This window comes from Azoarcus sp. L1K30 (genome assembly GCF_018122735.1).
Taxonomy (GTDB): Bacteria; Pseudomonadota; Gammaproteobacteria; order Burkholderiales; family Rhodocyclaceae; genus Parazoarcus.
In genome coordinates this window covers 1,341,623-1,364,852 of the sequence record NZ_JAGRRD010000001.1, presented here as the reverse complement: position 1 = coordinate 1,364,852, position 23,230 = coordinate 1,341,623, and the positions used below count along the sequence as shown (strand labels likewise).

Below are 23,230 nucleotides of genomic sequence, written 5' to 3'. Positions count from 1 at the left end.
CACGACGCAATGGTTCTCATGAAGGGCGCGATGGTGCAACAAGCATCGCTGCGGGACAAGGGGGAGGGGCGAATTGCCCCTCTGGCCTTCAGAGCGAAACCAGGGTCTGTCTGCCCCACCATTGCTGCCCCGGCGGCAGTTCGACGGGCTTCTCGGCCACCGCTGCCTCGGTACAGAGCATGCGCCGAAAGCCACTGTCGGGCATGTCGGGCATCGCCGCGCACTTCGTTTCCCACGGGTTCCAGACGACGACATCGGGAAAACCTTCGGCGTTGACCCCGAGGCTACGTCGGGCGTCGCGCACCAGCAGAGGCCGCGTGACCCCACAGTAGATGCGATCGACTTCGGCCTCGATCATCACCCGTTCGCCGCTCTCGCGCCGGACGGCGTCGGCATTTGCCGTGTCGATGTAGTTGAAGCCGTAAAGGCCTTCCACCGCCACCTCTTCGACTTCGCTGACGCGCAGGTAGGTGTGCAGGGCACCCGTGAACGAAAACACGCGCGTATCGGTATTGGCGATCTCGAGTTCAAGATCCAGCCGGTTATCCTCGATGCACACCGTGAGTTCCAGACTGAAGGCAAAGGGCCATATCGCACGCGTCGCGTCGTCATCATGGAGGCGCAGCACGACGAGGGCAAAATCGTCACCGCAGCGCTGTTCTGACAGCGACCACATTCTGGAGCGGGCAAAGCCGTGTTTTGGCAGTGGCCCGCGTTCGGCAAATTGGGGAAAGCAGACCGGCACGCCACCGCGGATCGGCGTGCGACCGTCAAAGCCCGATTGTTCGCTGAGATACAGCCATTCCTTGCCTTCGGCCGGGGTCCACGACAGCACATGGCCGCCGAACAGACTCACCACTGCGCGCGCACCTGAGGCTTCGAGCTCGAGCGCCGGAAGGCCGTTGAATTCGATCTCCCTGATCGTTGCGCTCATGGGCTCAGTCCTGCAAGGGCAACACGCCGACCTTGACCGTGCTGTCTTCGGGATCGTTGGTCAGAATGAAGCCCAGTTTCGACACAAACTTGAGCATGCGGTCGTTGTTCGCGAGGAAGACGCCGTTGATGTACTGCAGGCCGCGGTTGCGTGCCGTCTCGATGAGAACGCCCATCAGCTTGCGCGCCAGTCCCCGGTGCTGCCAGTCGTCGGCGACGACGACTGCAAATTCGCAGGATTCACCGTCCGGATTGACCGCGTAGCGGCAGACGCCGATCTCCTTCTCTACGCCGTCTTCCTCGAGCGTGGCCAGGAACGCCATCTCGCGGTCGTAGTCGATCTGGGTCAGTCGCGCGACCATTGCCGGCGGCAACTCACGCATGGTGTTCATGAAACGGTAGTACTTCGTTTCCTGCGACAGGTTGCGCACGAATTCGACTTCGAGATCGGCATCCTCCGGCTTGATCGGGCGGATGGTCACCACTGTGCCATCGGGTACCGTCCACTGGCTGATCAGGTGGGACGGATAGGGGTGAATCGCCATATGATCGTAGCGATCGGCAGTGGGCGACACGTTGTCGACCACGATGCGCGCGTCCACCGCCACTGCGCCGTTCTCATCGACGATCAGCGGGTTGATGTCCATGCCGGTGATCCACGGCAGCTCGCACACCATTTCCGATACGCGCAGCAGCACGAGCTCGAGGGCATCCATGTCGATCGCCGGCAGGTTGCGGAATTCGGCCAGGCGCACCGCAATGCGGGTCGAACGGATCATGTCGGCAACGAGGAACCCGTTCAGCGGCGGCAAGGCAACGGCGATGTCTCGGTTGGCCTCGACCTGGTTGCCGCCTTCACCGAAAGTGATGACCGGTCCGAAGACCGGATCGCGACGAACGCCGATCACCAGCTCACGCCCATTGCGCTTCTGGATCATGGGTTCGATGGAGACGCCGTTGATCACCGCGTCGGGCTGGCTCTTCTTTACCGCTTCCAGAATTTCCTGGTAGGCCGAGCGGACCATCGCCAGGCTGGTCAGGTTAAGCCGCACGCCGCCCACGTCGGACTTGTGGATCACCGACGAGGAATCGATCTTCATGACCACCGGCAGGCCGATTTCTTCTGCAAGCACCATCGCTTCCGTGGCCGAACGGGCGACCACGGTTTGCGCGATCGGAATGCGGAAGGCGGCGAGCAAGGCCTTCGATTCCATCTCGTTGAGCGTCTTGCGCCGCTCACTGAGAGCGGTTTCGATGACCAGCCGCGCACTTTCGACCGACGGCGGCGACAGGTGCGACAGCGACGCCGGCACCTGCATCAGCAGCTTCTGGTTGCGATAGTAGGACGAGATGTGACCAACAAGTTCAACGGCCGGCTCGGGCGTGCGGAAGGTGGGAATCCCGGCTTCAATGAACAGCCGCCGGGCGTCGCCAACGAGCTCTTCACCCATCCAGCAAGTCACCACCGGCTTGTCTGCGGTTTTCTCGAGCTCGATGACCATCTGCGCCACCTCCGTCGGACTGGTCATGGCCTGCGGAGTCAGCATGACCAGTACCCCGTCGACATTGGGGCCATCGAGTACCGCCTGCAGCGTCTTGCGATAGCGATCAGGCCCGGCATCGCCGAGGATGTCGATCGGATTGCCGCGCGACCAGCCTGCCGGCAGGGCCGCGTTCAGCTTCTCCATCGTGGTATCGGAAAGTTCGCTCAAGGGAATGCCGATGTCCATTGCACGGTCGGCCGCCATGACACCGGGTCCGCCGCCGTTGGTGATGATGGCCAGACGATTGCCGCGTGGGCGGAAATGCGAGAACAGGGCGTTGGCGGCGGCGAACAGTTGCCCCAAGTTATACAGGCGAATCACGCCGGCGCGTCGCAATGCGGCATCGAACACGGCGTCGTCGCCGATGGGGGCACCCGAATGCGACAGGATCGCGCGCGACACGTCCGGGTGGCGTCCGGCCTTGATCAGCAGCACTGGCTTGACCCGAGCAGCGCCGCGCAGGGCGCTCATGAAGCGGCGTGCATCCCGAATGCCCTCGACGTAGAGGAAGATGCTCTCGGTGCGCGGGTCCGAGATCATGTACTCGAGCACCTCGCCAAAATCGATGTCGCTCGAGGTTCCCAGCGAGACCACGGCCGAGAACCCGACGTTGTTGGGCTTGGCCCAGTCCAGGATGGCCGCACAGAGCGCGCCCGACTGTGAGATCAGGCCGATGCTGCCCTTGCTCGCCGACGCATGGGCGAAGGTGGCGTTGAGCCCGAGATCGGGGCGCATGATGCCCAGGCAGTTCGGACCGAGCAGGCGGATCTTGTGTCGCCGCGCGGCTTCGACGACATGGCGTTCGTAGAGCGCCCCGCGGGGGCCGGCCTCGGAAAATCCGGAAGACAGCACGATCACCGCCTTCACGCCCGCGCGCCCGCAGCTATCGATGATCGAGGCGACCTTTTCGGCGCGCACCGCGATCACCGCAAGGTCGAGCCGCTGGGGGACATCTTCCACCGATTTATAGCAGGTAAGTTCATGGACGGTATCGTGCTTGGGATTGACTGCAAACAGCTTTCCCTTGAAACCGGCCTCGAGCATGTTGCGGATGAGGACATTTCCGAGCGAGCTTTCTCGTTCGCTGGCGCCGATGACGGCAACGGAACGCGGCTCAAGCAGCGGAGACAGATAGTGTTTTTCGTTCATGGACGGGCTGCCCTTTTAGGGATTGGCACCACCGGCGCAAAGTTGCGGATCCAGCTACTACGGGCGTGCCATCGTTGATGGCGGCATTATACTGCAGTGCACAACGCGCCGCGTGAGGGTTTTCCCGCAGGCGCGCACTATTTCATGGGACCACATGAAAAATCCTCTTCCTCATAGCGTGAAATAGAAGCGGGCACCCTTCCCGGGTGTCGCCTCGGCCCGGATCGTGCCGCCGTGACGCTCGATGATGCGCTGTACGGTGGCGAGACCAATGCCGGTGCCGTCGAACTCACCGCTGTTGTGCAGGCGACTGAAGGGGCGGAACAGGTTCGACGCGAACGCCATGTCGAACCCGGCACCATTGTCTTCGACGCAGAATACACGGTGATCTCCCTCCATTTCGACGCCGACACGGATTCGTGCCGGGGATCGCCCGGCCGAGAACTTCCACGCGTTGCGCAGCAGGTTCTCAAGCATTACCCGCACCAGTACACGGTCGGCGTTGACGATGATGTCGCGGGTGACCTCGAATTCGACCTCGCGCAGAGGATCCTCGGAGCGGATCTCGTCGATGATTTGCAGGGCGATTTCGGACAGGTCGACCGCTTCCTTGCGCACCGACTGCCGGGTCAGGCGCGCCAGTTCGATGAGCGCATCGATCAGATGCGCCATACGGCGGGTGGCGCGGCGGATGCGCTCGAGGTGCCCGCTGGTCGTGGCGTCCAGCCGGTCCGCCAGGTCTTCCTCTAGGATGCGGGTGAAGCCGTCGATTGCCCTCAAGGGCGCGCGCAGGTCATGGGACACCGAATACGAGAAGGTCTCCAGCTCACGATTGGCGGCCTCCATCTCGGCCGTGCGGATCCTGACCCTGGACTCCAGCTCCTGGTTGATGTTTTTCAGGGTCAATTCGGCAACCTTGCGTGCGGAAATGTCGTCGAGGGTGCCGGCGATCCCGCGGAAGTTCCCGTTCTGCGCCTCCAGCGGCCTTCCAGAGGCCTCGATCCAGCGGATTTCGCCGTTGCGCGTGCGCAGCCGGGTTTGACAGGTGCATTCGGCGGTTTGCCCGTTCATGACCTGAGCGAGCATTTTCTCCACTGCCGGACGGTCGTCCGGGTGCAGGAAATCCGCCAATGGCTTGCCGAGGCTGCGATCGATTCGATAGCCCGTCAGGTGCAGCCAGACCCCGTTGAGAAAGCTCAGACGGCCTTCGATATCGGTCTGGAAGATGACTTCATTCACCGACTCGACGACATCGTGATAGCGCCGCTCACTCTCGACCAGGGCACGCTCGGCGTCGACCCGTCGGGTCACGTTGCGGCCGATGCCGTGATAGCCGATGAACTGCCCGTCGCGTACGATGGGACGGGCACTGATCTCGAAATAGGAGCGCTTACCGCTCTCGCCACGGCGCGACAGCACGATTCGCGCGCGCTCCCGACGCTCCAGATGGCGCCGATAACTCGCGCGTTCCCGTTCGCCTGCCTCCAGGCCTGCGATCTCCCAAGGCATGCCGGCATAAAACGTCGACGTATCAATGCCGGTGCTGGTGCTGAAGCCTGAACTGACCGCGATATGCCGATATGAGGCATCGGTCGTCCAGTGCCAGTCGCATCCGAGCTCGAGCAAGGCCAGAAGAGACGCGTCATCCGGGCATGGGGGGGGACTGACGGCCGGTGCAGTGGAGGCTTGGGCCCGCGCGCGGAGCGCCCTTGCACCGAACCACAGTGCAACGAACACGACCAGTAGCACACTGCCCCAACTGACGGTATTCACACCCGGAACTCCAGGCCAGATTGCCTACGCCCTGTCCGACATGTCTGACGAAAATCGCGGACCGGAGTCTCCAAGTCTCTGATATGCCCCATCAATGCTCCCGCACACGGCCGCGCTCCCTCGCTAGAATAAGGGCGCCAACCGATACTGCTTCCGGTATATGGCCCGCATGATAATGCCTTCCTGAGTAAACCATGACCCAATTCGATCAAAGCATGCAATTTCGGGCGCCCGATGCGCATCATGAAACCGCGGCCGCCTCGCCCTGGGTGCAGCGCTTCAGTGCGTTGATTCGTGATGGCGGGGAGGTGCTCGATTTTGCCTGCGGGAGCGGCCGTCACGCACGCTGGCTCGCGCAGCACGGATGTCGTGTCGAAGCGGTTGACCGCAATGCGGACGCGCTGCGCGCGCTGAGCGGCATCGAACGTGTTCGTGTGACGCAGGCCGATCTGGAGGCGGGCGACTGGATCTATGCAGGTCGCCAGTTCGATGCGGTCGTGGTGACGAACTACCTGTTTCGACCGCGCTTCGAGGCCCTGCTGGATACGGTACGTCACGGCGGCGTGCTGATCTATGAGACCTTCATGCATGGAAACGCGCAATTCGGCAGACCCTCGAGTCCGGATTTCCTGCTTGCGCCGGGCGAGTTGCTGCAGCGCTGCATGAACGGCTGGCAGGTCGTGGCCTTCGAGCAAGGCATCGTCTCCGTGCCACGCCCCGCCGCCATTCAACGCATCTGCGCGGTGCGCGGGACGGACGCGGCGATGACGCTACCCTGATCCAGGCTCGCCAGGATCTGTTGTGCGATCCGGTCGATCCCTGGCGGTGACAAGTCGTCTGTCTCGAAGCAGGGGGCGGTCGCGAGTCCGGGAAAGTTCCCGCCCTGAGAGCGCTTGTAGAGCGGGTCGTAATGCAGGTCGATCAGCTCGCCGAACAGGGTAGGCATGTCGCCGGCCACGGCCAGCTGGTGCCAGCGCTCGAGCGTTTCGTTGCTCTGCAGACTGCGTAGCCGCTCGATGTTCTTGCGTAACGCAGGGATGTTCTCGCCAAGATAGGCGTAGTCGCGCACCAGGAATTCAAGTCGTGCGTCGCGGCTGGCTTCGACGCGGAGGCAGGGTGCGGCGCGCATCGCGGTGATCAGCGGATCGGGAAGGTGCAGGCGGCCGATCTTGCGACTCTCGGCTTCGACGAAGACCGGGCGCGTGGTGTCGAGCCGGCGCATGCGATCGTCGAGCGCGGTCTCGAATCCCTTCTGTGTCGGCTGCTCGCGGTCGGGCAGGGCGCCGAGCACCGATCCCTTGTGTGCCGCCATGTCTTCGAGATCGAGCACCTGTGCGCCATGCCGTGCCAGCGCCTCCAGAATCCGGGTTTTGCCGCTGCCGGTCGCACCACAGATCATGCGCAGCTGAAGTTGCGGCGCAAGCGTCTCGATATGCTCGATCACCAGATGGCGAAAGCGCTTGTAGCCGCCGCTCAACTGGTGTGCGTCCCAGCCGATCATGCGCAGCCAGGTCACGAACGAACCGCTGCGCTGGCCGCCGCGCCAGCAATACACGAGCGGTCGCCAATTCTTTGGCTTGTCGCGGAGCGGACCGGCGACATGACGGGCAATGTTTTCGGCAACCATCGCGCCGCCGACGCGACGTGCCTCGAAGGCCGACTGCTGCTTGTAGATGGTACCGACGATGATGCGCTGCTCGTTGTCGAGCACGGGCAGATTGATGGCGCCCGGGACGTGGTCTTCGGCAAATTCGGCAGGCGTCCTGACGTCGATGATCTCGTCAAAGTCTTCCAGCTGTGCTACGGTCGCGACGCCTTTCTGCATGTATTGTTGCGGCGGCGGCAGCGCTTTGGCGGGCCGTCACGCGCTCCCTCAGGTCATGGATCAGATCAAACTTACCCAATTCTCCCACGGCGGCGGCTGTGGCTGCAAAATTGCCCCCGGCGTACTGAGCGAACTCCTGGCGCGCATGCCGGCCGGGCTGCTGCCGCCCGACCTGCTCGTGGGCACGGCGACGGCGGATGATGCGGCGGTCTATCGCCTCAACGACCGCCAGGCCATCGTCGCGACGACCGACTTCTTCACCCCGATCGTCGATGACCCGCGCGATTTCGGCAGGATTGCTGCGACCAATGCGCTGTCGGACGTGTACGCGATGGGCGCGACGCCCATCTTCGCCCTTGCCATTGTCGGCATGCCCCTGGACAAGCTGCCAGGCGAGGTGATCGGGCACATTCTCGAGGGCGGGGCGTCGATCTGTCGCGAGGCGGGTATTCCAATCGCCGGCGGACACTCGATCGATGTGCTCGAGCCCATCTATGGGCTGGTAGGCATCGGCGTCGTCGATCCCGCGCGGGTGCGTACGAATGCGGGTGCGCAGGCGGGTGACGTCCTCATCCTCAGCAAGCCGCTTGGCATCGGCGTGCTGTCGGCGGGTCTGAAGAAAGGCCTGCTCAGTGCCGAAGGCTATGCGGAGATGATCCGGTGGACGACCACGCTCAACCGCGTGGGCGCGCGCCTCGCCGAAATCGACGACGTGCATGCCATGACCGATGTAACCGGCTTCGGGCTGGCCGGGCATCTGCTGGAAATGTGTCGCGGTGCCGGATTGCGCGCAGTGGTGAATTTCGACCAGTTGCCGGTGATACCCGAAGCACGGCAGTTGGTGTGCGATGGGGTGGCAACCGGTGCCTCGGCGCGCAACTGGAACAGCTATGGTGAGTCCGTCGAGATGAGGTCGGGGGCGCCGGAATGGCAACGCAAGCTCGTGACCGATCCGCAGACTTCCGGCGGCTTGTTGATCGCGTGCGCGCCAGCGTCGGTCGATGCGGTGCTATCGTTGATCGCCGCCGAGCAAGGGAACGCAGGGCAGGTCATCGGCAAAATGGGCGAAGGTGCGCCGCAGGTGGTCATCGACTGAGCTGCTCAGCGTTTCGCGCTGCGGCTGCCCAGCAGCGGCTCGAGGCCGCGCCACACGGTATCGAGCACCGTGTGCTGGGCTTGCGCAAGCGGATGGATGCCGTCGGCCTGGAACATCTCTGGTCGATCGGCAAACCCTTCGAGCAGGAAGGGCACGAGCGGCACGCCGGTGGCGGTGGATACCAAGGCATAGGCTGCGGCAAAGCTGCGGGTGTAGGCAGGTCCGTAGTTCGGCGGCATCTGCATCCCGATCAGCAGGACCTTGCTGCCGGCCTGGCGGGCGTCCGCAATCATCGCCTCCAGATTCTGTTCCAGAAGCTTTGGCGGCAGGCCACGCAAGCCGTCGTTGGCGCCAAGTTCGATGATGACGATTGCCGGCTGGTGCGCTTTCAGCGCGGCGGGCAGGCGCGAGCGTCCGCCCGCCGAGGTTTCACCCGATACGCTCGCATTGACGACATCATGGCGGAACCCTTCGGCCTCGAGACGCGTCTGCAACAGGGTAGGCCAGGCTTCGTCCGGTTTCAGACCGTAGCCGGCCGAGAGGCTGTCTCCCCAAACCAGTATCGTTGCTGCCTGAGCAGCACCGGCAAACAGAACAAGCAGGAAGGTCAGCATGGATCGCAGCGGCATTGAGTTCTCCAGTCCGGTCATCGAGGTGGACAAGTTGTGCAAGAGTGTAGCGATGGCCGACCAGCAGGGTGAACTGCACATCCTGCGGGACGTCGGCTTCGCGGTGGGGGCAGGCGAATCGGTGGCCATCGTCGGCGCGTCCGGATCGGGCAAATCGACCTTGCTCGGATTGCTCGCAGGGCTGGATGTTCCCGTCAGTGGCAGCGTGCGCATCCTCGGGACGGAGTTGTTCAGCCTTGGCGAGGATGCCCGCGCGGCCTTGCGCGGCGAGTCGATCGGCTTCGTGTTCCAGTCTTTCCAGCTGCTGCCGGCGCTCACTGCACTGGAAAACGTGATGTTGCCGCTGGAACTGGCCGGCTACGCCGACGCTGAACAACGGGCGCTGTCCTGGCTCGATCGGGTGGGGCTGGGCAAGCGCGTGTCGCACTATCCCAAGCACCTGTCCGGCGGCGAGCAGCAACGCGTTGCCCTCGCGCGCGCCTTTGCTGCCGACCCGCGCCTGCTGCTGGCCGACGAACCCACCGGCAACCTCGATGCGGCAACCGGCAAGTCGATCATCGATCTCATGTTCGCACTGAATCGCGAAGCAGGAACCACGCTGATTCTCGTCACCCACGACGAAATGCTGGCTCGACGCTGCGGTCGTGTGCTGCGCATGACCGAGGGGCGTCTGAAAGAAGTGCCGCAGGACACCGCGATCGCAGACTAGCCTTTTCTGCCGCCATCGGCGCGGGCACGAACGGCCTCTGCGCAGGCGACACCGGCGCGGACCGCGGACTCCAGTGTGGCCGGGTAGGGGGAGTCGATATAGTCGCCCGCCAACCACAATCCCGCCACCGGCGTGCGTATGCCCGGGCGCAACAGGCCCGGGCGACAGGCGAAGGTTGCGCGCTTTTCGACGATGACCTGCGACCACTGCGGCGCCGGCAAGCGGCGACCAAGTTCGCGTTCTAGCTGCGCGAGCACGGCCAGGATCAGTTCATCCTGCGACAGCGACTCGTGCGCGCCGTGGGCGCTGATCACACAGGCCATCAGACCTGGCTCGCCACCGCAGCGCCCGCGATCGAAGGCCCACTGTGCCGGCCCCTCCGCCAGTCCGATCATGACTTCCGGCAAGCTCTGTCCTGCGCCAAGCGCGAGATAGACGGTTGCAATCGGCTCGTGCGGCAAGGCATCGATCTGCGCTGCCAGCCGGTCGCACGCGCCGGTGGAGGCCAGCAATGCACCGGCGTGATAGGGCGCGGTGGCAATGACCACTTGCGACCAGGGCTGGCTGCCCGGGTCGCCTTCGAGGCGGAAACCGTCATCGCCGGGCTGGATCGCACTGATCGCGTTGCCGGTGCGGAGTCTGCCGCGCCGCGTGGCCAGGTACCGCGCCGCGGCGACCGGAAACAGCTCGGACAGATCGATGCGCGGGATCAGCACTTCGCTCGCGTCCGCCGAGGCGCCCAGGCTGTCGCGCAACACATTGGCGAAGACCTGGGCGCAGGCCTCGGCGACCGGCGTGTTGAGCGCGGCGACGCACAGCGGCTCCCACACCAGCTGGCGCAGCGTCGGGGTTTGATTGGTGAGCGCGAGCATCGCCTCCACCTTCATGCCGGGCGGCACGCGAAAGCCCGACTTCTTCAGCCAGCGCATCATGCGCAGCATCGCGCCGCGATCCTTCCACGCCAGGCCGCGTGCCAGCAACAGGCCGACAGCCAGGTGCAGCGGCGCAGGCAGCGGTGCCGCCTTGAGGTGGAGCTTGCCCGGCACATGCAGGGTCAGTGGCAGACGTTCGAGCTGCTTCGGCGAGCCCCCGGTCAGGCGCAGCAGCCGCGTCAGTTCCGTATAGGCGCCGATCAGGATATGCTGGCCGTTATCAACCTCGTGTCCATCCTTGCGCACCACCCGGGCCCGTCCGCCCAGCGCGTGCGATCGCTCGAAAACGGTGACGTGAATGCCATGGCGCGCAAGTTCGACGGCACATGCAAGCCCGGCGTAGCCGGCGCCAATCACGGCGACTGCGGGTACGGCCGCCATGTCAGCCCTTCATCCACGTCCACCCGGCCAGCCACACCTTGCGCAGCGGGGTGAGTGAGGTGCGGCGGTCGAGTACCTTGAATCCGTCGCGGGCAATCTCGTCGAGCAAAGTGCGGTAGATCGCGGCCATGACCAGTCCAGGGCGCTGGCTCTTGCGATCCACTGCGGGCAGATTTGCAAAGGCTTGCTCGTAGAACTGCTGCGCACGCTCGGCCTGGAAGGCCATGAGCTGGCGGAAATTGTCCGAGTAGCGGGCCTCGAGAATGTCGCTTGCGGGCACGTTGAAGCGCTGCAGGTCTTCGATGGGCAGATAGATGCGGCCGCGGCGCGCGTCTTCGCCGACGTCGCGGATAATGTTGGTGAGCTGGAAAGCCATCCCCAGATCGTGGGCGTACTTCTGCGTCTGGCGGTCGGTGTAGCCGAAGATTTCCGCCGCCAGCAGCCCGACCACGCTGGCGACCCGGTAACAGTAGAGTTGAAGGCCCTTGAAATCCAGGTAGCGCGTCTGCTGCAGGTCCATCGCCATGCCGTCGATGATCTCGAGCAGCTGTTCCTGCGGCAGATTGAAGCTTGCGATGACGTCCTGCAGCGCATGGCCGACCGGGTGGGTCGGCGTGCCACCAAACACGCGGCCCAGTTCCTGGCGCCACCAGTCGAGCTTGGTGTGAGCGAGCGAGATATCGTGGCATTCGTCCACGACGTCGTCGACCTCGCGGCAGAACGCATAAAGTGCGGTGATCGCCTGACGGCGCTGCGGCGGCAGGAACATGAAGCTGTAGTAGAAGCTCGAACCGCTCTTTGCGGCCTTGTCCTGACAATAGTCGTGAGGGTTCATTGTTTCTTCTCTTGCCACAGGGCGCGCCAGACGATGCGCGCCCAGTCGGCCTTGCCCAGTGTCGGGCGTTGACGAAATACATCGAAATCCGCTGCTTCGATTCGGTCGAGAATGCGCAGGCCGCCGGCGACCACGAGCCGCAACTCCCAACCGACCCGTCCTGGCAGACGGCGGGCAAGCGGGGCGCCTTCGAGCATCATGGTGCGCGCACGTTGCACCTCGAAGTCGAGCAAGTCACGCCAGCGCTGGTCGCACACGGTCGCCGCTATGTCGGACTCGGTAATGGCGAAGCGGGCAAGATCGTCCTGCGGAATGTAGATGCGCTGCTTGTGCCAGTCGAGCGCGACATCCTGCCAGAAATTGATCAATTGCAGGCTGGTGCAGATCCTGTCCGACAGCTGCAGGTTGTCAGGGCTTGCCGCAGCGTACAGGTGCAAGAGCAGGCGTCCCACCGGATTCGCCGATCGGCGGCAGTAGTCGAGCAGTTCGGGAAAGTCGGCATAGCGCGTCTTGCCGACATCCTGACTGAAGGCATCGAGCAGGTCGCGAAATAACTGGACCGGCAGATCGAATGCACGGATCGCCTTGCCCAGGCGGGCGAACATGGGCGCCAGGCTTGGGTCGGCCACAGGATCGCCGCGTTCGGTGGCGTGAAGGGCGTTGCGATAATCATTGAGGCGCGCGAGGCGCATCACCGCGGACGCGTCGCCTTCGTCGGCAATATCGTCGGCACTGCGTGCAAAGTCATAGATGGCCTCTACCGGCTCACGTAGGCGCGCAGGCAGCAGCAATGAGGCAACCGGAAAGTTTTCGTAGTGATCGACGGGCATCGAATCGCACCGGAGGCACGGATTTGGCATGGAAGACGCGGGCGGAGTATAAGCGAAGACGCCCTGCCGGCACTTTCCGCATTGTCCCTGGTCTCGTTTCCATGCTCAGAATCGAACAACTCGATAAAACGATTGCAGGCCATCCACCCCGCGCGCTCTTCAGGGCGCTCGATCTCCAGGTCGCAGCTGGTGAGTGCGTGGCGATCATCGGAGAGTCGGGCGTGGGCAAGTCGACCCTGCTCAACTGCATGGCGGGTCTGGAAACGATGGACAGCGGCAGCATACGGGTCGGCGACACCGAACTTGCCGGGCTCGACGACGACGCGCTGTCGCATCTGCGTCGCGACCACTTCGGTTTCGTCTTTCAGGCCTTTCACGTCCTTCCGCATCTCAGCCTGAGACACAACGTGGCAGTGCCCCTGTGGTTGCAGGGCAGGGGTGGGGCTGAGGCCGATCGGCTCGCAGCGCGCATGCTCGAGCGGGTCGGCCTGGGGCCGCGGGCGGACGACTGGCCTCAGCATCTATCAGGGGGCGAGTTGCAGCGCGTTGCCATTGCCCGTGCGCTGGTGCATCGCCCCTCCGTGGTCCTTGCCGATGAGCCCACCGGCAACCTCGATCCGGCCCGTGCCGCGGACGTACTCGATCTGCTGCTTTCCAGCGTGCGGGAAGCCGGAGCCGCCGGCGTGCTGGTGACCCATTCGCGGGCTGCTGCGCAGCGGGCCGATCGCGTGCTCGAGCTCAAGGACATGCGTCTGTCGCCGGCGATGGCATATTCCGCATGACCCGCTCCATCCTGCGGCTGTTCGTGGCCAGTCTCGCGCGCCGTCGGCTGGCGAGCGCATTGTCGCTGCTCGCCATCGCCCTCGGGGTGGCGCTGGGTCTGGCCGTGCAGTTGATTCATGACGCTGCACTGGATGAGTTCGGTCGTGGCATGCGCACGCTGGCGGGTGAGGCCGATCTCCAGGTCAGGGGCGGGCGAGCCGGCTTCGACGAGGGCGTATACCTTGCGCTGGCACGGCGGCCCGAGGTGGCCGAGGCCAGTCCGGTGGTGGAGATCGAGGCCAGGTTGCCGGGCAGGGCGACGACGCTGCGTCTGTATGGCATCGATGTGTTTCGGCTTGCTACGGTCCAGCCTGCACTGATGCCGCGCGCGACCGCGAACGATGCGCGTTTTGCCGCGCTGGCGCCGGACGCGGTGTTTCTGAGCACCGCGGCGCAACAGACGGTGCTCGACTCGCCGCTGCAGCCCGTGCTGACGGTGCAATCCGGCGTACACGAGACCGCGCTGCGGGTGGCGGGCATGGTACCTGGTGCCGGGGTCGGGCAGTCGCTCGCGGTGATGGACATCGCCGCTGCGCAGGAAACCTTCGGCATGCTCGGGCGCCTGAGCCGGATCGACATCCAGCTGGCGCCGGGCGTGGATCGTGCGCAGGCGAGGGCGTCGCTGGGGGCGTTCCTGCCCGCGGGCATCACGATCGCGCCACCCGATGCGCCAGTGTCCGAAACCACGGCGCTCACCCGCGCCTATCGGGTCAACCTCAGCATGCTGGCTGCGATTGCGCTGCTGACCGGGGGCTTTCTCGTGTTTTCGACCCAGTGGCTGGCGGTGGTGCGGCGGCGTCGCGAGTTCGCGCTGCTGCGGGCCCTTGGCATGGCGCGGCGCACGCTGATGCGCGGGCTGCTGGCCGAAGGCGGGGTCACCGGCCTTGCTGGCGGGATCGCCGGTGTGGCGCTGGGTCATCTGCTTGCGTTGATGGCGTTCGTCTTGATCGGTGGCGATCTTGGCGCGGGGTATTTCGCCTCAACCCGGCCGACGCTCCAGTTTTCACCCTGGCTCATTGCCGGCTATCTTGCGCTCGGTGTCATCGCCGGCCTCGCCGGGGCGTGGCTGCCTGCACGTGAGGCCGCTTCGATGGCACCGGCATCGGGGCTCAGGGCGGGTGCTGCAGACACTGCCGTCCACGCACTCGGCCGCTCGCGCTTGCGCCGCGCAGTCGCGTGCATTGCGCTCGCCGCTGTCGCCTGCCTGCCGCCGCCGATTGCCGGAATCCCTGTTGGTGGCTATGTTGCGGTGGCGTTTGCGCTCGCGGCGGCGGTACTTGCGCTGCCGTCCGCAACGGCGCTCGCAATGCATGTCGCATCAGGCGGGCGTGGGGTCATCTGGCGCCTGGCCCATGCACGCCTTGCGGCGGCGCCCGGGCAGTCGATCGTGGCCGGTGCCGGGGTGGTCGCGAGTGTCGCACTGGCCAGTGCGATGGCGATCATGGTCAGCTCGTTTCGCGTCTCCGTCGACGACTGGCTGGTCAGCGTCCTGCCGGCTGATCTCTACCTGCGCGCGTCCAGTGCCGGCGCGAGCGGTTTCCTCGATGCCGACGCACTTGCGCGGATTCGCGCCAACGCTGGCGTGGATTTCGTCGAACCGGTGCGGGCGGTCGATCTGCGTCTGATCGAAGGGCGTCCGCCGGTGACGCTGCTGGCGCGCTCGGTGAGCCGTGGATGGGGACTGCCATTGGTGTCCGGAAGCCTGCACGAGAATGCGTCGGCGCTGCCGGGCGTATGGATTTCCGAGGCTGTCGCGGATCTGCTGCATTTGGCACCCGGTGACGCGATGACGATTCCGTTCGACGGCCAGGCCGTGCAGTTCAGCGTGGGGGGAGTGTGGCGGGACTATGCGCGGCAGAACGGCGCGGTCGTGGTCGATCTCGACACCTATCGCCGCCTGAGCGGTGATGACAGGATCAATGATGTCGCCATCCGCCTTGTTCGCGGGGCATCGGCCGACACCGTCGCCGCTGCGCTGCGCGACCTGTTCGGGGCGCAGACGGTGGAGATCGCCTTACCGGGTGAGATCCGGGCGGTAAGCCTGAAGATCTTCGACCGAACGTTCGTCGTCACCTACCTGATGGAGGCGGTGGCGATCGTGATCGGGCTCTTTGGCATTGCGACCACTTTCGCTGCGCTGACCATGGCGCGACGCGGCGAATTCGGCATGTTGCGCCATATCGGCCTGGGTCGGCGTGATATTGGCATGCTGATCGCCGTCGAAGGCGCTTTATGCGCAGCGGTCGGGGTTGGCGTCGGGCTGATTGCCGGCGGCAGCATCGCCTGGGTCCTGATCGAGGTGGTCAACCGCCAGAGCTTTCACTGGAGCATGGATATCCATGTTCCGTTCTCGGGGCTGTTGTTGTTTTCGCTCGGCCTTGTGGGGCTGGCGGCGCTGGTGGCGCGCCTGGCGGGCTATCGCGCGATGCGGCAGCGTGCCGTGCTGGCTGTGCGGGAGGACTGGTGATGGGGCGTGACACGCGCGGGATCCTCGCGGCCGCATTGCTGTGGCTTGCTTTGTGGCAGACACCGGCCGCTTTCGGTGGAGCGGGCGTCGGCGTGATGTCTTACCCGCCCGTTATTGCCGGGCGGGCGCTCTCGTTTCCGCGCGATCACGGCGCCCATCCAGGCTATCGAACCGAGTGGTGGTACGTGACCGGTTGGCTGCGTGACGAAGCAGGGCGCGAACGTGGCTTCCAGCTGACCTTTTTTCGCGTGCGGCCGCCGCTCGATGTCACCGGCAGCAGTCGTTTCAGTCCGCAGCAGTTGATCCTCGCGCATGCAGCGCTCGCCGACCCGGCAAATGGACGACTGTTTCATGCCGAGCGCGCCGAGCGCGTGCTGCCGCCGCTGGTCGCGGCGGATGCCGGCAATACCGACGTAAAGCTGCACGACTGGCGCCTGGCGTGGTCCGCGCCTGCGGGGGCGCCAGGACACTATCGGGCGCACGTTCAAGCCGGCACGTTTGCGTTCGATCTCGAGCTGACGCCTGACGGCGAGCCATTGCTCAACGGCGACGCGGGATTCAGCCGCAAAGCGTCGGCACCTGAACACGCCAGCTACTACTACAGTCGGCCGCAGTTGAAGGCCGAGGGGCAACTCCGTCTGCAGGATGCGCAGCATGTGGTGTCCGGCAAGGCGTGGCTGGACCATGAATGGTCGAGCGAGATCATGCCCCCGGACGCGAGCGGATGGGACTGGATCGGCATCAACCTGGACGATGGCGGAGCCTTGATGGCTTTTCGCATGCGCAACCTGGACGGTGCGCAGATCTGGGCTGGCGGGACGCTGCGTATGCCCGACGGCCGTGTCCGGATCCTTGCTCCCGATGCCTTGCACTTCAGCGTGCGACGCAGCTGGCGTTCGCCGCGCTCGGGTGCCACCTATCCGGTCGAAATGGAGCTGGAGATTGCAGCGGAGGGCGCGCAGCCGGCGCGCCGGGTGCGGATCGCGCCAATGATGGATGACCAGGAACTCGACAGTCGCCGGTCCACCGGCGCGATTTACTGGGAAGGGGCCGTGCGTGTGTTCGAAGCCGGCGCAAGCGCGAGAGAGATTGGCAGGGGCTATCTGGAAATGACCGGTTACGCGGATCCATTGAAGATGTGATCCGCGCTGTCCTTGGCGAGGGCAAGCGCCTCGGACACGAGGTTGCCCTGGATATAGGTGAAACCGTAATTGCCCAGCAGATCCCGCAGCAGGGGGTCCTCGACCTCGGAGGCGACGACTGGAATGGCCAACGCGTTCGCCATGCCGCACAGCGCCTGTGCAAGGTTGCAACCCGCCTCGAGACCGAATGACTCGACCAGTGATTTGAGGCTGACCTTAACGATGTCGGGCCGCAGCGTGGGCAACAGGGTCGTCGAACTGCCATCGAGTTTTTCCAGGGCGATCCTGACGCCCGATTTTCGCGCGACGTCGACAAAACGCCCGCACTCGGACGGCCATTGTTCTGCAAGGCGGGCAGGAAACTCGAGAACGATCCGCTCCGCCGCGGTGCCGGTGGTTCCCAGGTATTCATGCAGCAGGGGCCAATAGCGTTCGGCGTGCAAGACGGTAAAGGCGCTCAGGTTCAGACTGATTTGCGTAGCAGGGTTCGCGGCGCCGAGCGACTGGAAGGCATGGCGCGCAATCCACAGGTCGAGTTCGAGCCCTCTTTCGTCCATGCTCAGACTGAAGAGCAGTGGTTGAGCGGACCCGGGCACGCCGCTGGCATCGCGCTGACGCAGGAGGATCTCAACCCACTCGAATTGCAGTTCGCCCGCGATCGGTCGGATGTGTTGGTGAAAAAGCACCAACTCGTCGTAGGGCAGGGTCAGGGCCGCCGCATTTTTCGGCTGCGGGAGGTCGGTGTGCCGTCTGATGCCGCCTGTTGCATCGACAGTATGCTCCTCTACCCGATTGCGCCCGCTTTTCTTGGCCGCATAGCAGGCCAGATCGGCGGCGACGAGCAGGTCGGATGCGCTGTTGTTTCGACCGTCAATGCGTACCAGTCCGATACTCGCGCCAACCGTGAAGCTGCGCCCATTCCAGTCGAAGCGCAGCGACGAGACCGCTTCGCGCAGGCTCTCGGCCAGCCGCCTGGCATCCTCGGGCGTGCAGTCGTGCAGAACAAGGGCGAACTCGTCGCCGCCGATCCGGCTGATCAGATCGCCGCTTCGGATCCGGCTTTTGATCATTTGCGCGATTTCCTGCAACAGTTCGTCGCCCGCCGCATGGCCGCAACTGTCGTTGACGATCTTGAAGCGATCCAGATCGATGAAGCACAAGGTCGCATGATCGCCGGAGCGGCGAGAACGCTCGACCGCGCTCTCGAGTGTCTGCTCGAAGGCACGCCGGTTCGGAAGGCCGGTGAGCGGATCGTGCAGCGCCTGGAACGCGAGCTTGGACGTGGCCTCGTCAATACGGTGCTGCATCTCCTGATGCGATACGGAGATCGAGCGTGCCATGCTGTTGAAGCCGCGCTGCAGATGACGCAATTCGTCGCTGGGGGCATCATCCGCGACCGAAACGTCCAACTCGCCTTCTCCAATCCTGCGTACCGCGTCAACCAGACTGGCGAGCGGTTTGCCGACCGCCGAGGCGAGACGGGAGGCGATGAAGCCCGCCACCCCCAGACCGGCGACGAACACACCGATCGCAAGCAGGATGATGTTGTTCTTGCGCGCCAGGAGTGCATCGTCGCTCAGTTCGACGTAGACCCAGCCGATGGTCTCTGTCCGATCCCGCCGGCCCGCACGTGACTGTGGATCGAACACGTCATCGATGATCAGCGGTGCCGACACCACCGGCGCCGCATAGCCGAGACGCGACTCACCGCGCGCGATAATTTGCGGTCGATCGCTGCCGACGACCTGTCCGGCATGGACGAGACGCAGTCGTCCGCTCACCGCAAGCAGTCCGCCGTCGCGATCGTAGAGCGCTGCGCCGGTGACGTCCGCCTGCTCCAGCACGGCCTGCAGCAGACTCATCTGCGTGTCCCGGTTGCCCGAAATCACCGCGTATTCTGCCGCCGGTGCGAGGAAGCTGACGATCGCCACACCCCGATCATTGAGCGCGGCATCCATGGCACTGGTCCCGCGCCACAGCACCAGCGATGTAATGCACGCAGCAAGCAGCGCGGCCGGCAGCAAGCCGACCATCAGCAGGCGCTGCCTGAGTGAGAGTTTGTTCATTCGAATCATCTCCGCGCCCCGCCGGCGACCCGCTCTGCCAGTATCTCGTCGCTTGGAACATCCATGCCAAGGGCGCGCGCAACCTGCCGGTTGACCGCGACCGAAAAGCGTTGCGGTTGCAGTTCCGTGCCTTTTTGCAGGTTTGCCGGACTTTTGCTCCGGAGCCAGTCGGCGAGGTCTCGTGCAACATCGTCCGGCGCACTGAACACGGCCGCCAGCGCACCGGCCTGAACGTAGGCTTGTGAATACGCGAGAATCGGCTTTCGATAGCGATAACTGGTCAGCAGGATGGTGCGGGCGGCGGCCTGGGAGGCGACCAGCGGATCGGGAATCATCAACAGTGCATCACTGACCTGGAGCAGTTGCTCGAGTTGCGGCAGCAACTCCTCCTGCGAACCGACTCTCCTGGGTGTCAGGCGTACGCCCGCATCGGCCGCGGCCGCGACGAAGCCTTGTTCAAGCTCGACGCTGTCCGGCCCTACGAGCAGGCCAATCTGTTTGATGTTCGGTGCCACGATGCTTGCCAGTCGCATGTGTCGGCTGGCCGGGTGGTCGAGCACCATGGCGGCATAGACCGCGTCCGGATAGGACTCGCTCAGACTTTGGTACTGCGCGCGGCTGACCAGCACCGACAGGACCGGCTTTTTTACGCCGGGCAGTACCTCCTGCGTTGCGCGTGCCCCCACCGCAATGATGAGGTCTGCCTGCCGCAGTCGCTCCGGATTCACCCCTGTGTCGACGCTGCCCGCGTCGCGCAGGGTGTGGGGGATGCCGGTCGCCACGACGCGCAATGTTTCGGCGAACACCCTGTGCGCGCCCCCCGACTGCGAAAGCACGATCGCAATATCCATCGCTCGCGCCGTGGTCGGCAGCACGAGGGCGCAAAGGAGGGTTGGCAACAGGATGAAGAACTGCCAGCAAAGGCGCATTTCAGGCGGGGATCATGACCGGAAAGAAAGCGGTTGGATTTTCGGGTTCTGCTCGATCTGTCGGCATCACGGTCTACCTCCCCATGCGGCCGACGCGGGGATCCTGCTTCATGACACGGGCTTCCGGATCAATCCATACCCCTTGAATTGACGGCGGAGCCAGACGTTTTCTTTAGGGTCGCGAGAGCCTCTCATGCCGCATAAGGCGCGGTCAAGGGAGACGCTAGCGTCAGCCCATATCCGACACAGGTGTGTATAATTCGCGACCGCGATAAAGTGCGGCGTGTGCGAGGGTGGCGGAATTGGTAGACGCACTGGATTTAGGTTCCAGCGCCGCAAGGCGTGAGAGTTCGAGTCTCTTCCCTCGCACCAGCAGTGACCACGCGGCGATCACCTTCTTTTGAATATGGCGCTCATGTTGTCCATGCGGGCAATTCTTGTGCAAGCCGCCAAACTCATCATGGAGCAGGTCCGTGCTGCGCTGATCCTCACAGCAGCTGAGCGGACCCGCGGCTAATACGCAGCCGACCATGCCTTGCAATGAGCGTGATCCTTTCCCAATGCACTCGACTGACCAGTCGAGCGAACGGTTCCACCATGAACCGGGTGAGCAGGACATCTAACTCTCTGCCTTGATGAGATTGCTTCCGTCGCTCAGGCGGGAGCAACCCTCGAAGTACTTTCGTGCGAAGTTCTGTAATCGCTAATATTACGATTATTGCCGCAGAGAGATCCGCGATGAGTAGCGTGCATGATGCGAAGCGGAGATTGAATCATCGCGTGATCGTCAATGCAGAGGATGAGCTGAAGGCGGAAAGCGCGATGACGCTGTTCAATACGCCGGCCACGTCCCGCCACAAGCGCACAGTACTGGTGATCGTTGCCCTCATGGGGGGGCTGTTCGCGGTCGCAGTGCCTTTTGCGAAACATCCACTCGGCGAACTGGAGCCCTTCCTGCCAGTGTTGCAGTCCGCGCTGATTACCAGCGAGGCGGTCACGGGAGTGTTGATTCTGGGTCAGAATCGTACTCAGCACTCCCTCGCGCTGCTGATCCTGGCGGCCGGGTATTTTTTCAGTGCCTTCATGGCCGTCGTGCATCTGTTGAGTTCCCCCGGGCTCTTTGCACCGGCCGGCTTGCTTGGGGCGGGCGCGCAGACCGCCGCCTGGCTGTACTTCATCTGGCATGCCATCTTTCCTTTGTTTGTGCTCGGCTATTGCTTCGTCGATCCACGCGACCAGGCAATGATTGGCGGTGACACGAGAGCGTCGGGATGGATGGCGCCGGCCATGCTGGCCGGGGTCGTGGCACTCGTTGCTGGAGTGACGTTGCTCTGCACGGTGTTTGAGCCGTTCTTGCCGGTGATCATGCAGGGTAATCAGGATGCGCCGGCCAAGGCCGCAGTTTCTCATGTCACTTGGTTGCTCAGCGTGCTGGCACTGGTCGGCCTGGTGTGGCGGCGCCGACAATCGCGGCTTGATTTGTGGTTGATCGTGATTGTTTGTGCCTGGTTTTTCGATGTAGGCTTGGCCGCGTCCCTGAACCACGCTCGTTTCGATCTGGGCTGGTACGCCGGTCAGGTGTTCGGCCTCGTGGCAGCGCTACTTGTCCTGACCATGCTGTTGCTGGAGAACAGCACGCTCTACCGCCAGGTATTGGCGATGCGGGACCGCGAGCGATGCTGGGCCATCGAGCGCCTGCGTGACAGCGAACGGCACTTCGAGGCCATCTTCGAACAGGCACCAGTGGGAATCGCACATCTCAGCCTTGAAGGGAAATGGTTACGAATCAATGCACGCCTGCAGGAAGTCCTTGGCGGCGTTGCGCAACTGCAGACATGGCCGGATTTTCTGGATCTCCTCCATCCCGACGATGCTGCCAACGGTGAGCTCTGGCGGCAGCGAATGCTTGCGGGAGAGGTTGATCGCGAAACACAAGAGCAGCGTTACGTGCGCGCCGACCGCTCGCTAGCGTGGCTGCGTATCACCGCTGCGCTGGTGCGTGATATGCATGGAAGACCTGACTATTTCATCGCGGTCATCGAAGATGTGACTTCCCGACGACTTGCAGAAAACAAGGTTCATGCCCTGAGCCGGGAAATGGCGCGGTTGTCGCAACTCCAGGTGGCGGTCCAGACGATGGCCGCGTTGGCGCACGAACTCAACCAGCCGCTCAGCGCCGTCAGCGCGGCGGCAAAGGCTGCCAAGCTCATGCTCGAAAGTGGTCACTGGTCGACCCGGCGCCTCTGCGAGATGGTGGAAGCGTCCGGTCAGGCAGCCTTGCGGGCTGGAGCGGTTCTTGAAGACATGGTGAGTTTCATCAATCAGGGCAAGATGTCTGTCGATCCGCTCGACCTCAACGAACTCGTTACCACCCTCGTGGACAGTTATCGGCATCATCACGCGGCTACCGACTATGCGATCGGCCTCGATTTGCAGGCTGGTCTGCCGCCGGTGCTGGCCAATCGCCTGCGTATCGAAAAGGTCCTTGGCAACCTGATCGACAACGGCATCGAAGCGATGCTCGACGCAGGTGGCGATGGAGAGGTCCGGCTGACCGTGACGACCCGCAACGATCGCGGTAGCGCGCAGCTGAGCGTCGCCGATTCTGGATCCGGCCTCGACCCGGGTGTGGTGGACCGGATCTTCGATCCGTTCTTCACCACCAAGTCGCGTGGTCTGGGCATGGGACTTGCGGTGAGCCGCGCCATCGTCGAGAGCCATGGTGGTCGTCTGTGGGCCGAGTCACCTCCCCACGGCGGTGCCGTCTTTCATCTCACACTTCCGTTTGCACCATGAGCGAACCGACTGTTCACCTTATCGACGACGATGCAAGCGTGCGCAAGGCCTTTGGCTGGATGTTCGAGGCCGCCGGACTAGCAGTGCGCGACTATCCTGACGCTGAAGCGTTTCTCGCGGTCTTCGAGCCAGGCATGCGCGGCTGTGTCGTGGTTGACGGGCATATGCCAGGCCTGGGTGGCGTTGGCCTTCTACAGGAATTGAAACGTCTTCATAACGCGATGCCCGTGCTCTATCTGAGTGGCCTCCATGACAGCGAGTCGATGGCTGCAGCGCGCGATGCCGGTGCAGCCGAACTCTGCACCAAGCCGGTCGCGGGCTCGGTGTTGCTAGACAAGGTGAGGGCCTTGATGGCCCCCTGATCTCACACCG

At 64.0% G+C, this 23,230-nt stretch carries 18 protein-coding genes and 1 tRNA gene; 9 read left to right on the top strand and 10 right to left on the bottom strand.

Annotated elements, in window-relative coordinates; translation table 11 throughout:
• Positions 1-88 precede the first annotated feature (88 nt).
• From J5J83_RS06090 to J5J83_RS06080, 3 genes are all read right to left on the bottom strand, one after another.
• The gene (locus tag J5J83_RS06090; RefSeq protein WP_212346644.1) at positions 89-934 is read right to left on the bottom strand and encodes a D-hexose-6-phosphate mutarotase; all 846 of its coding nucleotides are present in this window, start codon (positions 932-934) and stop codon (positions 89-91) included.
• A 4-nt stretch (positions 935-938) separates the two neighbouring features.
• The gene (locus J5J83_RS06085; protein ID WP_212346641.1) at positions 939-3,626 is read right to left on the bottom strand and encodes a bifunctional acetate--CoA ligase family protein/GNAT family N-acetyltransferase; all 2,688 of its coding nucleotides are present in this window, start codon (positions 3,624-3,626) and stop codon (positions 939-941) included.
• A 171-nt stretch (positions 3,627-3,797) separates the two neighbouring features.
• The gene (locus tag J5J83_RS06080) at positions 3,798-5,399 is read right to left on the bottom strand and encodes a PAS domain S-box protein (protein ID WP_349251866.1); all 1,602 of its coding nucleotides are present in this window, start codon (positions 5,397-5,399) and stop codon (positions 3,798-3,800) included.
• A gap of 215 nt (positions 5,400-5,614) precedes the next feature.
• On the opposite strand from J5J83_RS06080, the gene J5J83_RS06075 reads away from it, so the two are divergent.
• A complete protein-coding gene (locus J5J83_RS06075; protein WP_212352843.1) occupies positions 5,615-6,178 on the top strand; it encodes a class I SAM-dependent methyltransferase in 564 nt (187 codons plus the stop codon).
• On the opposite strand, the gene mnmH is transcribed toward J5J83_RS06075, so the two are convergent.
• Positions 6,127-7,224: a tRNA 2-selenouridine(34) synthase MnmH gene (mnmH, locus tag J5J83_RS06070; protein WP_212346638.1), complete on the bottom strand. Its 1,098-nt coding sequence runs from the start codon at positions 7,222-7,224 to the stop codon at positions 6,127-6,129. The two genes, J5J83_RS06075 and mnmH, sit on opposite strands and share 52 nt — an antisense overlap.
• 55 nt (positions 7,225-7,279) lie before the next feature.
• On the opposite strand from mnmH, the gene selD reads away from it, so the two are divergent.
• Positions 7,280-8,320 carry a selenide, water dikinase SelD gene (selD, locus tag J5J83_RS06065; protein ID WP_212346635.1) on the top strand — a complete coding sequence of 347 codons (1,041 nt, stop codon included), beginning with the start codon at positions 7,280-7,282 and terminating at the stop codon, positions 8,318-8,320.
• Positions 8,321-8,325: 5 nt separating this feature from the next.
• Here selD and J5J83_RS06060 read toward each other — a convergent pair whose 3' ends face one another.
• The gene (locus tag J5J83_RS06060) at positions 8,326-8,949 is read right to left on the bottom strand and encodes an arylesterase (RefSeq protein ID WP_212346632.1); all 624 of its coding nucleotides are present in this window, start codon (positions 8,947-8,949) and stop codon (positions 8,326-8,328) included.
• Here J5J83_RS06060 and J5J83_RS06055 point away from each other — a divergent pair.
• Positions 8,933-9,658 (top strand): ABC transporter ATP-binding protein, encoded by a 726-nt coding sequence (locus tag J5J83_RS06055; protein WP_212346629.1) that lies wholly within the window; start codon positions 8,933-8,935, stop codon positions 9,656-9,658. The two genes, J5J83_RS06060 and J5J83_RS06055, sit on opposite strands and share 17 nt — an antisense overlap.
• Here the strand turns inward: J5J83_RS06055 and hpnE are convergent.
• From hpnE to hpnC, 3 genes are read right to left on the bottom strand one after another with little or no spacing between them, the layout of a single operon-like run.
• Complete coding sequence (gene hpnE / locus J5J83_RS06050) at positions 9,655-10,971, bottom strand: hydroxysqualene dehydroxylase HpnE (protein ID WP_212346628.1); 1,317 nt, start codon at positions 10,969-10,971, stop codon at positions 9,655-9,657. The genes J5J83_RS06055 and hpnE overlap by 4 nt on opposite strands.
• Before the next feature lies 1 nt (position 10,972).
• Complete coding sequence (gene hpnD, locus J5J83_RS06045; RefSeq protein ID WP_212346625.1) at positions 10,973-11,806, bottom strand: presqualene diphosphate synthase HpnD; 834 nt, start codon at positions 11,804-11,806, stop codon at positions 10,973-10,975.
• Positions 11,803-12,636 (bottom strand): squalene synthase HpnC, encoded by an 834-nt coding sequence (hpnC, locus tag J5J83_RS06040; protein WP_212346621.1) that lies wholly within the window; start codon positions 12,634-12,636, stop codon positions 11,803-11,805. Before hpnC ends, hpnD begins: the two co-directional genes overlap by 4 nt.
• Positions 12,637-12,737: 101 nt before the next feature.
• On the opposite strand from hpnC, the gene J5J83_RS06035 reads away from it, so the two are divergent.
• From J5J83_RS06035 to J5J83_RS06025, 3 genes are read left to right on the top strand one after another with little or no spacing between them, the layout of a single operon-like run.
• Positions 12,738-13,418: an ABC transporter ATP-binding protein gene (locus J5J83_RS06035; RefSeq protein WP_212346618.1), complete on the top strand. Its 681-nt coding sequence runs from the start codon at positions 12,738-12,740 to the stop codon at positions 13,416-13,418.
• A complete protein-coding gene (locus tag J5J83_RS06030; RefSeq protein WP_212346615.1) occupies positions 13,415-15,925 on the top strand; it encodes an ABC transporter permease in 2,511 nt (836 codons plus the stop codon). The genes J5J83_RS06035 and J5J83_RS06030 overlap by 4 nt, the downstream gene beginning before the upstream one ends.
• Positions 15,925-17,067 (top strand): carotenoid 1,2-hydratase, encoded by a 1,143-nt coding sequence (locus tag J5J83_RS06025; protein WP_212346612.1) that lies wholly within the window; start codon positions 15,925-15,927, stop codon positions 17,065-17,067. Before J5J83_RS06030 ends, J5J83_RS06025 begins: the two co-directional genes overlap by 1 nt.
• Here the strand turns inward: J5J83_RS06025 and J5J83_RS06020 are convergent.
• Both J5J83_RS06020 and J5J83_RS06015 read right to left on the bottom strand, forming a co-directional pair.
• Positions 17,043-19,133 (bottom strand): diguanylate cyclase, encoded by a 2,091-nt coding sequence (locus tag J5J83_RS06020; protein ID WP_212346609.1) that lies wholly within the window; start codon positions 19,131-19,133, stop codon positions 17,043-17,045. The genes J5J83_RS06025 and J5J83_RS06020 overlap by 25 nt on opposite strands.
• 5 nt (positions 19,134-19,138) lie before the next feature.
• Complete coding sequence (locus tag J5J83_RS06015) at positions 19,139-19,984, bottom strand: ABC transporter substrate binding protein (protein WP_212346606.1); 846 nt, start codon at positions 19,982-19,984, stop codon at positions 19,139-19,141.
• A gap of 365 nt (positions 19,985-20,349) precedes the next feature.
• Between J5J83_RS06015 and J5J83_RS06010 the strand changes: the two genes are divergently transcribed.
• From J5J83_RS06010 to J5J83_RS06000, 3 genes are all read left to right on the top strand, one after another.
• A tRNA-Leu gene (locus J5J83_RS06010) sits at positions 20,350-20,434 on the top strand.
• Positions 20,435-20,842: 408 nt separating this feature from the next.
• Positions 20,843-22,858 carry an MASE4 domain-containing protein gene (locus tag J5J83_RS06005; RefSeq protein WP_212346603.1) on the top strand — a complete coding sequence of 672 codons (2,016 nt, stop codon included), beginning with the start codon at positions 20,843-20,845 and terminating at the stop codon, positions 22,856-22,858.
• Complete coding sequence (locus J5J83_RS06000) at positions 22,855-23,220, top strand: response regulator (RefSeq protein ID WP_212346600.1); 366 nt, start codon at positions 22,855-22,857, stop codon at positions 23,218-23,220. The genes J5J83_RS06005 and J5J83_RS06000 overlap by 4 nt, the downstream gene beginning before the upstream one ends.
• The last annotated feature ends 10 nt before the right edge of the window (positions 23,221-23,230 follow it).